A 13,812-nucleotide genomic window follows, 5' to 3' on the forward strand; every position below is an offset into this window, starting at 1 on the left:
AAATAGTCAGGCGCGGCCATGGCTGACGCGGCTGCGGCGAGCCAGCGAGTCGACGATGACGGCAATGGCGAGCACGGCGCCGGTGATCATGTAGCGCAGGGACGACGAGAGGTTGAGAAGGGTCAGGCCATTGGAGATGGCTTGGATGACGATGATGCCCAGCACGGCCGACCAGGCGCTGCCGCGACCGCCGAAGAGGCTGGTGCCGCCGATGACGGCCGCGGCAATGGCGTTGAGATTGACGTCGCCGGTGCCGGCCTGTTGGCTCGAGGAGGCGAGGCGGGATGCACCGAGAATGCCGCCGGCTGCAGCGAGGGTCGAACAGAGGATGAACGCCGAGGTGTAGATGCGGTTGACGTTGATGCCAGCGCGTCGGGCGGCCTCGCGATTGCCGCCGACGGCGAACATCGATCGGCCCCATTGGGTGCGCGTAAGGCCATAATTGAGCGCAACTGCGATCAGCACGAAGAGCGCGAACATCCAAGGCAGACCACGACCGAGGCTGAGGTACCAGACCGCAAAACCCAGAGCGAGCGTGAGGATGATTGCCTTGGCAAAAACGATCTGCATGGCGAGCGGTGAAAGCCCCGCAGCGACGCGGCGCTGGCTTGTGCGCCAGCCAGTGATGGCGATGACGGCTCCAGGAAGGATTGCGAGGAGGTACGAAAGCCAATCTGGCATGATCATGGTCTGCCCGAAGCGGACGAGATCGGACTGGAAGGGCAGGTTGATCGATCCCGTGGCGCCGAGGAGATAGAGCTGCAGGCCGAGGAGAGCCAAGAGCCCGGCAAGGGTCGCGACGAAACTGGGCATGCCGAGCCGGGTGTAAAAGATGGCGTAGACAAAGCCGACAAAGGCGCCTGTCGCCAGTGCTGCGATGATGGCGACAGGTAGAGGCATGCCGGTGTTGACCCAAAGGACACCGATGATCGCGGACGCCAAGCCGCTCATCGAGCCGACCGAGAGATCGATTTCGCCCAGCATCAGGACGCAGACGATCCCGAGGGAAATGACGCCAACCGTTGCGCAATCAAAGAGCAGGTTGACGAGGTTGTTGGGCGCGAGAAAGACCGGGTTGAGGGCGGTGAAAACGACTGAAATGAGAACGAGACCGACCATGACTGGCAGCATGCCGAGGTCACCGGAGCGGACGCGATCGATAAATCCGCGCCAGGCGCCGGCAAAGCTGTCGTCATTGCGCACGCGGCTGTCGGCGCGGTCGAGGGTCGACGAGGTTTTTGGATCGGGCGTGGTCATAGTCCGGCCTCTCTGGTGGCGGCGCCTTCAGCGCGCGATTTCTGGCGGCGGGTGACGGCGTTTTCGCTGGCGCCAGTGATGGCGGCGACGAGGTCTTGATGGGAGGTGTCGGCGGTAAAGACGCCGTTGTTGCGCCCGAGGCGCAAGACGACGATGCGATCGGCGACGGCGCGCACGTCTTCCATATTGTGGCTGATGATGATCACCCCGAGGCCGCGATCGCGCACGCGCTCGATAAGGTTGAGCACTTCGGCGGTCTGAGCAACGCCGAGCGCGGCGGTGGGCTCATCGAGCATGATGATTTTGGGTTCAAGCAGAAGAGAGCGCGCAATGGCGACCGTCTGGCGCTGGCCGCCCGAGAGCGAGGCTATGGGCTGGCGAACCGAGGGAATGCGGGCAGCAAGTTCGCGCAAGAGCGACCATGCCCGCAATTCCATGCCGACTTCATCGAGTTGCCAGGGGGCAAGCTCATGGCCGAGGAAGAGGTTGGCGACGACATCGAGGTTTTCGCAGAGCGCAAGATCCTGGAAGACGGTGGCGATACCCAATTCCAGCGCCTTGCCAGGGCCACTGAGGCTCACCGGATTGCCCAGATATTCGATGGTGCCGGCACTGGGCTGAAAGACGCCGGCAAGGATTTTGACGAGCGTCGATTTGCCTGCGCCATTATCGCCAACAAGGGCGACGACTTCGCCGGGATGGATGTCGAGTTCGATATCGGTGAGGGCCGAGACAGCCCCGAAATTCTTGGAAACGCCGCGCAGCCTCAGGATCGGCTCGGTTTGCGGTTGGCTCGATTGGATCATGATGCTGCCTCGTGAATGCGGCCCCGCCCCCGAGGGCGGAGCCTGGGGACCCGTTACTTGATGCTTAGAGCCGTGCAGGCGTCGGCATATTCGCCGGTGCACACTTCGGCAGCGGTCTGGATGCCCTTTTCGAAGATTTCCGCCTTGATGTTTTCGGCGGTGACGACGGCGGGGGTGAAGAGCTGCGAGGGCGTTTCGTAGAGCGTGTGGGTAGCTTCCGGCGTCTCGCCATTCATCAGCTTGACGGCCACTTCGGCCGCAGCACGGGCCACGATCTCGGAGGGCTTGGAGATCGTGTTGTATTGATCACCGGCGATGATCAGCTGGAGCGCAGCGATGGTTGCGTCATTGCCAGAAACCGGCGGGACGGGATCGACACCGGCAGCCTTGAAGGCCGCAATGGTGCCGCCGGCCGTGCCGTCATTGGCCGCAACGACGCCGACAATCTTGTCGCCGAAGCGAGTGATCTGGCCGGCTACCCATTCCTGGGCTGCGGGAGGCGCCCAATCCGGCGTATCGAATTCGGCCAGGGTCTCATAGCCAGAGGAATCGAGCGCCTTGTCGATGCCGTCGCGGATGAGGCCGGCAGCCGCGTCGGTTGGCGAGCCGTTGACCTGAAGAACGCCCGAACCCTCGGCGACGCCTTCGGCCTTGAGATGATCGACCAGCGACTGCGCGATGGCATTGCCGATGCCTTCATTGTCGAAGGAGACATAATAGTCGGCCGGCAGATCAGGGATCGGACGGTCATAGGCGATGACCTTCACCTCCTGAGAATGGGCGATCTCGACGAGCGCGGCTGCAGCGGCAGAGTCTACCGGATCGAGCACGATGATGGTCGCGCCCTGAGCGATCACCGAGTTAAATTGCTGCTGTTGCAGAGCGGCGTCGGCATTGGCGTTTTGGTAGATCAGCGTGCAATCGGCGCAGAGCTCTTTCATGGCGGCTTCAAAACCGGGCCAATCGTGCTCTTCGTAGCGCGTCGAAGCCTGGTCGGGCATCAGGAAGGCGACGGTGGTCGCGGCCTGGGCAGCGCCGGCGCCAGCCATGGCAATGGCAAGGGCGGCGGCAGTCTTGAGAGCGATAGTATTCATGGTTCTCCTCCAGAGACGGTTCTTAAAAAATCCGACGAGATGTCGGGTCGGGGCCATTCGCTTGGCAAAGACCGTCCTCCTGCGATCAAGACGCACTGTCTCGATCCGCCGGTTGCTTGCGGTTGCGAATGGATGGCTAGGTTTCAGTCAGACTGGGGCCGGGCTAGGCGGGGCCCCAAGGTGAGGAGACAGCGTTCATGCAGCCTCCTCAAAACTCTTGTTTTCAAGGAGCAGTCGCCGGAATTGTGTCGGCGTCATGCCGCGCAAACCCAGGAACTGCCGGTTGAAATTGGAGACGTTGTTGAAGCCGGAGGCGTAGCAGACGTCTGTGACGGTGGCGAAATCGGACGACATCAGCAGCTGGCAGGCGAGCGTAACGCGCAGCCGGTTGACGTATTTCGTGAGCGATTGGCCGGTGTGGCGCCGAAAACTGCGCGAGAGGGTCGAAGGGGTGACGCCGGCGAGGTTAGCCAGGGTCGCCTCGTCGAGCACTTCGGTGAGGTTCTCGTTGATATAGGCCAGAACCTCGTTGATGCCGGTCGACATGAAGCCCGACGGATCAGGCAGGTAATGCTGGCTGGTCAGGGTCTGTGCATCGCGGTCGGCTTCGAGCGCGGCGACGATGCCGAGAAAGAGTGCGATGCGTTCGGTGCCCGTTGCGAGGACAATCCGGCGCATGAGATCGGCGACGCGCTCGGAGGTGGTTTGGCTGAAAAGGACGCCGGAACTGCTGCGCTTAAAGAGTTTTCGTGCGGCGGCGAGTTCGGGAAAGCAGCCGATCATGCGGCTGACGAAATCCTCGGTGAACTGCATGACGCGGCTGCGCAAGGGGATAGTCGTTTCGTCAGCGAGTTCGCTGACCCAGTTGTGCGGCAGGTTAGGTCCGACAAGGACAAGATTGCCCGGAGCGAACTGGCCGATGAAATCGCCAATGAAGTATCGGCCGGACGTGGCACAGACGAGGTGTAGTTCATATTCTGGGTGGAAATGCCAGCGCACCGTATGAAACGGATAGCCGTGTTCCCACGCCTTGAACGATTCCGTCTCGCCGATACGGACGAGTTCGAGATCCGGTTGCACGACAATCCTCCCATGAGACCAATGCTTTTGAAGCTTGGTTTCAGCGTGTGCGGGTTTGCCCGTCTTCCACGACTTGAAAGCTAGTGCCTAACAATAGGCTAATGCTACCACGGACTTGTCCAGCGATTGATACGTTTTTGTCGCGACCTGTTTTGTAGAAGTCGTTTTATATCGGATTGCGGTACGTTAGTCAGACGATGGAATGTGGGGACTGAGTGCTCCACCTCGACGGCCGGAGGCCCTGCGTGAGATTTGCATCTTGCGGCTGAAGTGGGTCGCAAGACTTCAAGAGTGCGTGTGGGGCTGGTGTAGCAATGGCCAAGGTGGCTATTGACGACCCTATTGCGGTCTTTCGGTCATGAAGACGAACTTTCCAAAAGTAGAAGCGGCCGGTGGGAATTCGTGTCGTCTGACTGTCATTGCGCGCCACCCAGCTGAGCGTCGTGCGGATATCGCTCGATAAGTTCATCTTCGGGGAACGGCTGCGCATACTATCCTCCTTGCCAAGACCCGCTCATCATATGACGAACGATGTGCGGACAAGCTTGGCGGATCGAGAAATATCGCTCTCGAAGGACCTCAAGGGACAATCTCATCGTCGTCGAATTTGTGGCTCGGGCCGCTGTATTGTCGGCTTTCACGTCACCTCGCTCTAAGCCGCCAGTCCGCTGCTCATCCCAAAGCAGTAGGGCAAGGTCAGGCGACCCTGTTCAGACTGTAGAATCGCGCCAACCGTCTCCGCGGCCATGTAGCTGGCGACGACAAGTATTAGGGCGGCGAATGCCACATTGAGCATCCCTTTTTTGCTGGCAAGTGTGCTTGCGGCCCTAGTGCCGGCAAGACCGCCTAGGGCACCACCTCCGATGAATATGGCAGCGAGAGGCCAATCAACCAGGCCCGAAAAGGCGTAGCTCAAAGCTGTCGTTAGGCCAAAGGCGGTGACAGCCAGGAGCGAAGATCCGATGGCGTTTAGAATAGGCATCCCGGTTGAGGCGACGAGGCCGGGTACAATCAAAAAACCCCCGCCGATACCGAAGAATCCAGAAAGCGCGCCAGTTATGCCACCATAACCCAAAACTTTGGGTGCCTTCTCCCTGTTGCAGGTGGCTCCTGGAATGCCGGGATTTCCCCTGCCACGAAACATCAGCACGCCCACGACCAGCATCAGAATGGCGAAGAGGAACAACAGCTTTTCACCATCCATCGCCTTGCCGAGCGTCGAGCCGATGAAGGCCCCGGCGATACCGGCGACTGTGTACATCAGGGCGCAGCGCCAGATCACATTGCCCTTGCGGGCATGAGTAATAAGATTGGTGGCAGCGTTGGCCGCGACGGCAAATGCGCTCGTGCCGATAGCCATGTGAGCGACCGGAACCCCCACGAGATAGACCATCAGCGGCACAGCGAGGATCGACCCGCCGCCGCCGAAGAGGCCGAGCGTGAAGCCCACCAGGCTACCCGAGAAGGCGCCAAGAAGATATTGCAGGGGTTCAAGGAACATCGTCTTTTTACTTAGAGGGATGCGGCGTAAAGGCTGCCGGCGCGACCGCCGGAGCGGCAATATCCGAGGATGGGACCATCCGTTTCGGCGCGAGCCTGTTCAAAGCGGATGAGTTGGCCCTCGGTTACCGGCCCAGAGACCGGAATATGGAAGGCCTTGATCCCGAAGCGTTCAGCAACTTCGGCGATTTCAGCGAAAGAAGGCTGGTTCGGATCTTCATTGTCGGGGCGGGCACAGACGATGCCCTTGTAGCCAGCCTCTGCAATGGCCCTGATATCGTCGGCCTGGATCTGCGGGCTCTGGGCGAAATGGTCGTCGATCTTATTGATGGCCATGATGATTATTCCTTTGCGGTGATGAGCCCATTGATAGGCACTTTGAGATAGGTTTTTCCGTCGTCTTCGGGCGGCGGAAGGTGACCAGCCCGCATGTTGACTTGCAGGCTCGGGATGATGAGCTTGGGCATGGCGAGCGTGCTGTCCCGCTCTTCGCGCATTTTAACGAAAGCATCTTCAGTGGTGCCATGACCCACATGGATATTGTGGTCGCGCTGCTCCGCGACGGTGGTTTCCCACCTGATGCCGCGACCATTGGGGCCATAGTCGTGGCACATGAAGAGGCGCATCTCGCTCGGCAGGGTCAGCAGCCTCTGGATTGATCGATAGAGCGTTCGTGCATCGCCGCCGGGAAAGTCGGCACGAGCGGAGCCACCATCGGGCATGAAGAGCGTGTCGCCGACGAACACAGCATTGCCAATGACATGCACCATATCTGCTGGCGTGTGGCCCGGCGTGAAGAGCGTGTGCGCCGTCAAGGTGCCGATCTGGTAGCTATCGCCATCCTTGAACAGGCGATCGAACTGCGACCCATCGCGCTGAAATGCGGTGCCCTCGTTGAAGATCTTGCCGAAGGTGCTTTGCACCACGCGGATCTGGTCGCCGATGCCCAGCTTTCCTCCGAGCCTCGACTGGATATAGGGGGCCGCCGAGAGATGGTCGGCATGGACATGCGTCTCGATCAGCCATTCGAGTGTCCAGCCGTGGTCCTGAATATGCGCGATGATCTTGTCGGCGCCATCAGAAGCGATTTTGCCGGAGGCATAGTCGAAATCCATAACGGAATCGATCACGGCGCAGGCGGTCGATGCTGGATCCTTGACGATATAGCTGATGGTGTTCGTCGCCGCGTCGAAAAACGGCACGACTTCCGGTTTGATAGAGAGGTCAGGTGTAAACGGTATCGGTTGGGTGGACACGGAAATCTCTTTTCCAATGCGAAGCGTCACGCAAGGGCGTCGCGACGCGCCAGAGCTGCCTTGAGGCCATTGGCCATCAGAATGCCGACGATCATTGCCGCGACGAAAATGAAAGGGCTGGGTTCGCCTGAGCCGAGTGCTGGAATGGCGCCGCCAGGACAGAACCCAGCTATGCCCCAACCAATGCCGAATGTGGCTGAACCTGCGATGAGCGGCATGTCGAAATCGCGCTTGGTCGGCAGATGGAAGGTACGATCGAACACGGGTGCAGGTCGCCGTAGCACAAAGCGGTAGCCTATGAAGGTGACCAGCAGGGCCGATGCCATGACCAGCAAGAGGCTCGGGTCCCAAGTGCCGAAGGGATCGAAGAAATTGAGCACTTTCGCCGGGTTAGACATGCCCGAAATGACGATGCCGACACCGAAGACGAGGCCAATGGTGCCTGCGGACGCGATGCGGAGCATCATAAGCCTCCCAGAATGTGACGGACCACGAAGACCGTGACGAAGGTGGTCAACATGAAGATCAGTGTTGCGAGGATGGATCGTGCCGCGAGCCGTGCGATGCCGCAGATCCCATGGCCCGATGTGCAGCCGCCGCCAAAGGTCACACCGATACCGACCAAGAGGCCGCCAAGAGTGATAGCCCAATATGGGAGCTCGGCCTGAAGCGGCAGGGTAGAGCCAGTGAGGAGCAGGATCATTAGAGGCGCCGCAATGGCACCGATCAGGAAAGCGAGACGCCAATCCCAGTCGCCTTTGGGGAGGACCAGCCCGGTCAGGATGCCGGTCATTCCGGCTATCCTGCCGTGGAGCGCCATCAAGGCGACCGCGGATGCGCCAATAAGCGAACCGCCGAGTAAGGCCTGGAGCGGCGTGAATGTCGTTTCCATTGAGCCTGCTTGTGCTTGGATCAGCGCACTGATATGCGCTGGTCATAACCAATTTCGTTATATAACATATTCGAATGTTCTAATGTGTCAAGCGTGGAAACGAGAGATTTTGGATCAATGAATGCTGCAGAGCTCGAGCCGCGCGCTGAGGAAGCTGCTCAGCTTCTGACAGCCATGGCGAATACCAAGCGGTTGCTCATCCTGTGCAACCTGATCGGGCAGGAGCGGAGCGTCAGTGAGCTTTCCCGGATCGTGGCACTGGAGCAGTCACCACTGTCACAACATCTTTCGAAATTGCGGGCGCTCGGTCTGGTGAAGACGAGGCGCGATGGGCAGACCATCTTTTATCGGTTGGCGTCGGAGCCCGTCAGGAAGGTGCTGGAGACCCTGTATGATATCTACTGTCGATCGGCCGATGAGGTGTAGCTGTAGCGGCGGACTGCACCCTTAAACTGAAATGGCTGAGTTCTGCCCAGACTTGAAATGCCATTCACGTGCTGCGTGCTTGGCTCGACGGAGTTGTGGCCCGCGCAGGTAACGCGGGCCAGTGGCTTCAGGCAGTGCGGGTCAGCTTGACTCCGGGGAAATCCACGGGCACGTCGAGGGCGACGTTGACGTAGTTGGTGAAGAGATTGAGTGCCACATGGGCAATGATCTCGACGATTTCTCCCTCATCAAACCCGGCTGCGACGAGGGCATTGACATCATCGCTTCCGACGCTGCCGCGCTGTTCGACGAGACTGAGTGCGAACTTGAGAGCGGCTGCCGTGCGCGGATCGGCCGAGCGGCCGGCTTGCGCCTCGGCCATTTCTTCGGCCGTGGCGCCGGCGCGCTTGCCAAGGCCGGTATGGGCGGCAAGGCAATAGTGACAGGCATTGCGATCGGCGATGGCGACGGCAATCTGCTCGCCGAGCTTGGCGCCGAGGCGGCCGCCGCCAAGGGCTGCAAACGAGCCCCAGAGGCTAGCTAGCGCCGAAGGCGAATTGCCGACGGCCTTGAACATATTCGGGACGACGCCAAAGGCTGACTGGATCTCGGCAAAGTTCTGCTCGACCGAGCCAGTTGCTTCAGCGGGGGCGATAAGGGTAATTCTGCTCATGTTTCTTCTCTTCATAGCCTGGAGGGTGGGAACTGCCGGTTCGTCGATGGCAGTCGACGGACCGGCGCTTTTCGATCAGCTAGTGGCCGGCGCTGACCTTGCCGGGGAGGCTGAGGTCGCCCGATGCGACCTTGAACACGTTCTCGACGCACAAAAGCGGCGTATGCAGGTTGCCATTGACCTTGAGACCGGCGGTGACGCCATCAAAGTTCGCTTCGGCAATGCCGCTGATGAGCTTGACCGGAATGGTGACTTCCACCGTGTCACCGGTGAAGGTGGTGGGATAGTCGGGGCTGTCGATCAGGAGCGGCACGTTGGGCCAGGTCGGCGGCACCTTGGGCGTCGTGCCCTCGGGGATGTCGTTGACCTTGAGACCGCCAGGGCAGGCGGCGTCTTCGCCCAGCACCACCCAATGGGGATGCCAGACGTGACGGTTGACCCCGCCATAGGCGGCATCGTCGAAATCGGGGTGGAAGGTTACGGCAAGGGCGACGATGCCCTGATCGTTCTCGAAGCCGATATCCCCGCTATTGAGGCTTGTGGGCCAGACATAGGCATAGACGCTGGAGCCTTCGAACTTGCCCGTGGCGTCGGGCTTGTCGAGGCCGGCCTCGCCGCGAACGCGAGTGGTGAAGACGGCGTCTTCGCCATGCGTGACGATGGTGGTTTCGATGATGTCGAAGGAGGCCATGATGGCTTCGTTCGGATCGGCATGGATGCCAGTGTCATGGGCAAAGCTCGGCGCAGCCGAAAGGGTTGTCAGCAGCGTCGCCGCCAACAGGGTCAAACGGGTCATTTGTGGTGGTCTTTCTCAGATGCCTGGAGGGTTGAGGGTATGATCCCTGGTGAATTCGGCCCAGGTGGCAGCCCGGGCCGAAGGATCGGCGGTTTCGTGTTCGCGGCAATCGACCCGCAGGTCCTGCTGGCCGAAGGCGGCGTCCACGAAAGTGCAATGATGCGGCTGGGCCGCATCCTGATGCGCATAGGGCCGGAAGAACCGGCAACTGACGCACATGCGTTGAATGGGGATAATGCCGCTTTCCTGAAGGTGCCGGATCATGGTGACGAGCGAAACGAGCAGCTCTTCTTGCTGGGCCCTATCAAGGGCGCCAGCGGCGCTTTCGGCAACGCTGCGTGTTGCGTGGGCAGAGGCAAGCGAGGCCTCGCCGTGTTCGGTCAAGACGATCCGTACCGAGCGGCGATCGCTGGGGGCTGGGGCCTTATAGAGGTACCCCTTGCGTTCGAGCGCGCCGATCGAGTCAGTTGCGGAGGGCTGTGACACCCCGAGCTGTTGCGCAATATCGCGAACGCTCAATCCACCCGGCCGCCCTTCCAGAGACGCCATGATGGCGAACTGCGTTGGATTGACTCCCGCGGCACGTGCGCCAACCCAGTCATCGGCGCGCAAAGCTGTCGCAAGGCGCTCAAGACCTTCGTGGATGCGAAGAGGAAGTGATTTGGGTGTGACCGGCGTTTCCATAAGCCGATATATATAGGAGTCCTATGTAATAGCAAGCATGATGTCGTCTTGCCGTTTCATGGCGCGGGGACACACATCCCAATGATCTTCAGCCGTCATCATCCCTGCGGCGCAGTCGCGTCAGGGGGAGACTGTGGCGGGTCAGTATCGATAGCAACCTCGACGGACATGCCGGGCAAGAGGTGGAGCGCGAGTTCCTGATCGGGGTCGATCTCGATCTTGACGGGGATGCGCTGGGCGATCTTGGTGAAATTGCCGGTGGCATTGTCCGGCTTGATGACGCTGAATTCGGACCCGGTGGCGGGCGAAATTTCGGCGATGTGGCCTTTGAGCGCCGCATGGGCGAGGGCGTCGACGGTGAGCGATACGTCCTGGCCGACATGGAGCCCGGGCATCTGCGTCTCCTTGAAATTGGCCACGACCCAGCGTTGCGGCGGTGTTACCGAGGTCAGCTGCGTGCCGACGGCGACGAACTGGCCGATGCGGGCGGCGACTTCACCCAGCGTGCCATCCACCGGAGCAACGATTTTGGTATTGGCGAGATTGATCTTGGCCAATTCGACGGCCGCTTCCGCCGAGCGGACGGCGCCTTGGAGAGCGGGGACGCTGCCCTCGACCAGCGACAGGTTTTGTTCGGCCATGCTCACATTGGCCTTTGCCTGCGCCACGCTGGACTGAGCCTGAAGGAGCGCCGCGTGAACCTGGTCGGCGCTCGATTGCGGCGAGAGCCCAGACGCCAGCAGGGATTCGCTGCGCGCGGCATCGGCTTCGGCGCGTTGGAAGGCGGCTTGGGCCGCTTCGAGCTGGGCTTGCGCAAATTCGACGCTCGCCTGCTTGGAGGCGCGGTTTTGCTCGTAATTGTCGAGCGCGCTGCGCTGCTGCGCCAGGGCGCCTTCGGCTTGCTCGAGCTGCTGGAGATAGATGCGGTCATCGAGCTGCACCAAGAGATCGCCCTTCTTAACCTCCTGATAATCGGTGACTGGCACCTCGGTCACATAGGCGGCAAGCTGCGGCGCGATCATGGTGACGCGCCCGCGCACAAAGGCATTGTTGGTGGACTCGATCGTCGACGTGAACGGCGGCAGTTGCCAGGCGTAGAGTACGACGCCGACGCCGACGATGCCGATGATGAGGGCGGCCCAGCTGCCCTTGGATGTGAGAAAGTCTTTGATCTTCATTTTGGATACTTCGTCGTGAAATCAGGTGGCGGGGACGGGGGCAGTCGATACTCGGGCCGAGCCCAGAACGCGTAGTCCCAGATGGAGAAGAAGGGCGGCGGCCGCGGCGATAGCGCCGTAGAAAATCAGCAAAAACAGATCGTTATAGGCTAACACCCAGGATTGCTGGGTGAGCGATTGGGTCAGTAGCGTCAGGCCCTGCGTATTGCGCTGGGTCGGATCGGTCAGCACCCGGCCATAGGCGCCGCCATAGGCCTGGATGCGCTGGACGACCACAGGGTCGAGAAGGGTAATGCCTTGCGCCAGGACATTGGAGTGAAACTGCTCGCGCAGGGCCACGAAGGTGGAAAAGATGGCGCTGCCCAACAGGCCGCCCAGACTTTGCGTGGTCAGGAAAACGGCGAGGAACGAAAGGATATATTGCGGGCCGCGCGCCAGGGCCTTCATGAAGCCATTGAGCATGGCCGGGGGCAGAAAGAGCCCGCTTGCCGCGCCGATTAGCGCTTGGCTGACATAGAACTGCTCTGGGCGACTCAAAGTGGTCGAATGGGTATCGAGCCAGCTGCCGATAGCGATCAGGATCAAAGCGGTGAGATGGATGATCTCCACCCGCTGGGGCTTGATGATCATGCTGAGGACGGCGGTGGCCGCAAAGGTGACGATGCCGATGACGGCGAAGAGCGGGATTAGCTGATCGTTCTGCATGTTTAGCACGGTGAAGAGGCCGAAGACGCCCACCGATTGCTCCGATAGCAGCAGCCGGAAGGCGACGAGCGCGCCGGCAAAGATCAACATGTCGCGCCCGGTGAGCCAGCGGAGGTCAATGATCGGATTGGTCCGGTGCAGTTCGACGATGCAAAAGAGCGCCATCGAGCCGATGCCCAGAGCCAGCACGACGCCGATCCAGGGTGTTTCAAGCCACCAGAGGGTCCGCCCCATGCCGAGCACGATGGCGATGCAGCCAAAGCCGACAGTCATGAGCGGGAAGCTCACAAGGTCGTCGCGATCGAAACCTTGACGCGCGGCGGATGGGTCAGCGGCACGAGAAAAACGACGGCCAGCGAAATGAGCGCGAGGCCCAGTTCGACTGCATAAAGGCCGGTCCAATCGCCCAATTGCAGCAATTCGGGCGAGATGACGCGCGCAAGGGGCAGCGCCAGCGTCGAGCCGAGCATGCCAAAGCAGATGCCGATGCTCATCTTCTTCTGCGGCGGGAGCCACTCGAGCATATAATAAAAGCCGAGCGTGCTGAGCGGTGCGGCCGCAATCCCCATGATGGCGCGGACGACGATGGCCGATTGCAGGTCATGGGCAAAGAGATGGGCGATGACTACCAGCACATAGGCGGCGATGCCGATCTCGGCGAAGCGGCGGAGGCCGAACTGGGTCCGCACCTTGAACATCAGGATCGTGCCAGCCAGGTTCGTGGCGAAGTAGGCCGCTGCCAGCCAGCCCATTTCGGACTGGGTTGCACCAAAGGAGGCCTGCAGCCCCTGAAGGTTGGCGGTGATGAGGTTCAGGCCCAGGCCTTGGGTGAGGCCCAGAACCAGCGAACTGAAAATATAGACCGCGGCAACGAGCGGCGACTTGGGCACGAAGGGCGGCATGGCCGGCGGTGCACTTGGCTGGCTGGCAGGCTCGGCGGCTTGCGCTGGGGTAGGCGCCAATTCTGAGGCTTGTGACGTCATGATAAATCTTGCGCCCTAATTTGCCCCGGAATGGCGCAGCGGAGCGCCTGGGTGCGGGCGAGGATCTGCAGGAGGACGCGGTTGGCGATCTCCATTTCGGCCTTGTCCAGGTCCTCGATGAGTTGCCGGTTGAGGTCGCTGAGGAGCTTTGAAACTCTCCCGGCGATCACCTGGCCTGTCGTGGTCAGGACGATTTTCTTCGCCCGCCGGTCTTCGGGAGAGGGGATGCGCTGGATGTAACCAAGGGCCTCGATGCCATCGAGAATACGGACTGCAGTCGGATGCTCAACGCCAAGATGATTGGTCACGTCAGCCTGGCTGGCGCCGGTTTCGAGTGGCAGCAGAAAATAAAGTACGCGGGCGCGCGCCGACGTGAGGTTCATGTCCCGCAGATGGACATCGAACGAAGCGCTCAATTCCCTACTTAACCGGCTGACGGTTCTGAGCAGATCCAGCTCATCCACCATTTTGTTGTTCCCTAT

17 protein-coding genes are annotated in these 13,812 nt (G+C 60.7%); 1 reads left to right on the forward strand and 16 read right to left on the reverse strand.

Annotated elements, in window-relative coordinates:
• Nucleotides 1–6 precede the first annotated feature (6 nt).
• From ASG47_RS13565 to ASG47_RS13605, 9 genes are all read right to left on the reverse strand, one after another.
• Complete coding sequence (locus ASG47_RS13565) at nt 7–1,257, reverse strand: sugar ABC transporter permease (protein ID WP_061909900.1); 1,251 nt, start codon at nt 1,255–1,257, stop codon at nt 7–9.
• Nucleotides 1,254–2,063: an ATP-binding cassette domain-containing protein gene (locus ASG47_RS13570; protein ID WP_200913694.1), complete on the reverse strand. Its 810-nt coding sequence runs from the start codon at nt 2,061–2,063 to the stop codon at nt 1,254–1,256. The genes ASG47_RS13565 and ASG47_RS13570 overlap by 4 nt, the downstream gene beginning before the upstream one ends.
• 53 nt (nt 2,064–2,116) lie before the next feature.
• The gene (locus ASG47_RS13575; protein WP_413813469.1) at nt 2,117–3,112 is read right to left on the reverse strand and encodes a sugar ABC transporter substrate-binding protein; all 996 of its coding nucleotides are present in this window, start codon (nt 3,110–3,112) and stop codon (nt 2,117–2,119) included.
• Between the two features lie 240 nt (nt 3,113–3,352).
• Entirely contained in the window at nt 3,353–4,237 is an 885-nt protein-coding gene (locus ASG47_RS13580; RefSeq protein ID WP_061909904.1) for a helix-turn-helix domain-containing protein, read from the reverse strand.
• Between the two features lie 652 nt (nt 4,238–4,889).
• A complete protein-coding gene (locus ASG47_RS13585) occupies nt 4,890–5,738 on the reverse strand; it encodes a sulfite exporter TauE/SafE family protein (RefSeq protein ID WP_061909907.1) in 849 nt (282 codons plus the stop codon).
• A gap of 11 nt (nt 5,739–5,749) precedes the next feature.
• Nucleotides 5,750–6,073, reverse strand: coding sequence for a TIGR01244 family sulfur transferase (locus ASG47_RS13590; protein WP_061909909.1), 324 nt, complete (start codon nt 6,071–6,073; stop codon nt 5,750–5,752).
• Nucleotides 6,074–6,078: 5 nt separating this feature from the next.
• Nucleotides 6,079–6,993: an MBL fold metallo-hydrolase gene (locus ASG47_RS13595; protein WP_156352201.1), complete on the reverse strand. Its 915-nt coding sequence runs from the start codon at nt 6,991–6,993 to the stop codon at nt 6,079–6,081.
• A gap of 26 nt (nt 6,994–7,019) precedes the next feature.
• The gene (locus tag ASG47_RS13600) at nt 7,020–7,457 is read right to left on the reverse strand and encodes a DUF6691 family protein (RefSeq protein ID WP_061909911.1); all 438 of its coding nucleotides are present in this window, start codon (nt 7,455–7,457) and stop codon (nt 7,020–7,022) included.
• Entirely contained in the window at nt 7,457–7,885 is a 429-nt protein-coding gene (locus ASG47_RS13605) for a YeeE/YedE family protein (RefSeq protein ID WP_061909913.1), read from the reverse strand. Before ASG47_RS13605 ends, ASG47_RS13600 begins: the two co-directional genes overlap by 1 nt.
• Nucleotides 7,886–8,002: 117 nt before the next feature.
• Here ASG47_RS13605 and ASG47_RS13610 point away from each other — a divergent pair, with 117 nt between their 5' ends.
• Nucleotides 8,003–8,311, forward strand: a complete 309-nt coding sequence (locus ASG47_RS13610; RefSeq protein WP_061909915.1) for an ArsR/SmtB family transcription factor — start codon at nt 8,003–8,005, stop codon at nt 8,309–8,311.
• A 127-nt stretch (nt 8,312–8,438) separates the two neighbouring features.
• Here the strand turns inward: ASG47_RS13610 and ASG47_RS13615 are convergent, their stop codons facing one another.
• The 7 genes from ASG47_RS13615 to ASG47_RS13645 form a co-directional block, all read right to left on the reverse strand.
• Nucleotides 8,439–8,984, reverse strand: coding sequence for a carboxymuconolactone decarboxylase family protein (locus ASG47_RS13615; RefSeq protein WP_061909917.1), 546 nt, complete (start codon nt 8,982–8,984; stop codon nt 8,439–8,441).
• 79 nt (nt 8,985–9,063) lie between these two features.
• Entirely contained in the window at nt 9,064–9,780 is a 717-nt protein-coding gene (locus ASG47_RS13620; protein WP_061909919.1) for a hypothetical protein, read from the reverse strand.
• A gap of 15 nt (nt 9,781–9,795) precedes the next feature.
• Nucleotides 9,796–10,464, reverse strand: coding sequence for a MarR family winged helix-turn-helix transcriptional regulator (locus ASG47_RS13625; RefSeq protein ID WP_061909921.1), 669 nt, complete (start codon nt 10,462–10,464; stop codon nt 9,796–9,798).
• A gap of 98 nt (nt 10,465–10,562) precedes the next feature.
• Nucleotides 10,563–11,642, reverse strand: a complete 1,080-nt coding sequence (locus ASG47_RS13630) for an HlyD family secretion protein (protein ID WP_061909923.1) — start codon at nt 11,640–11,642, stop codon at nt 10,563–10,565.
• Nucleotides 11,643–11,663: 21 nt separating this feature from the next.
• On the reverse strand, nt 11,664–12,635 hold the full coding sequence (locus ASG47_RS13635) for a hypothetical protein (protein WP_061909925.1): 972 nt from the start codon (nt 12,633–12,635) through the stop codon (nt 11,664–11,666).
• Complete coding sequence (locus ASG47_RS13640; protein ID WP_061909927.1) at nt 12,632–13,330, reverse strand: MFS transporter; 699 nt, start codon at nt 13,328–13,330, stop codon at nt 12,632–12,634. The genes ASG47_RS13635 and ASG47_RS13640 overlap by 4 nt, the downstream gene beginning before the upstream one ends.
• Complete coding sequence (locus ASG47_RS13645; protein ID WP_062631443.1) at nt 13,327–13,797, reverse strand: MarR family winged helix-turn-helix transcriptional regulator; 471 nt, start codon at nt 13,795–13,797, stop codon at nt 13,327–13,329. The genes ASG47_RS13640 and ASG47_RS13645 overlap by 4 nt, the downstream gene beginning before the upstream one ends.
• Between the last annotated feature and the right edge of the window lie 15 nt (nt 13,798–13,812).

The organism is Devosia sp. Leaf420, assembly GCF_001425445.1.
Lineage (GTDB): Bacteria > Pseudomonadota > Alphaproteobacteria > Rhizobiales > Devosiaceae > Devosia.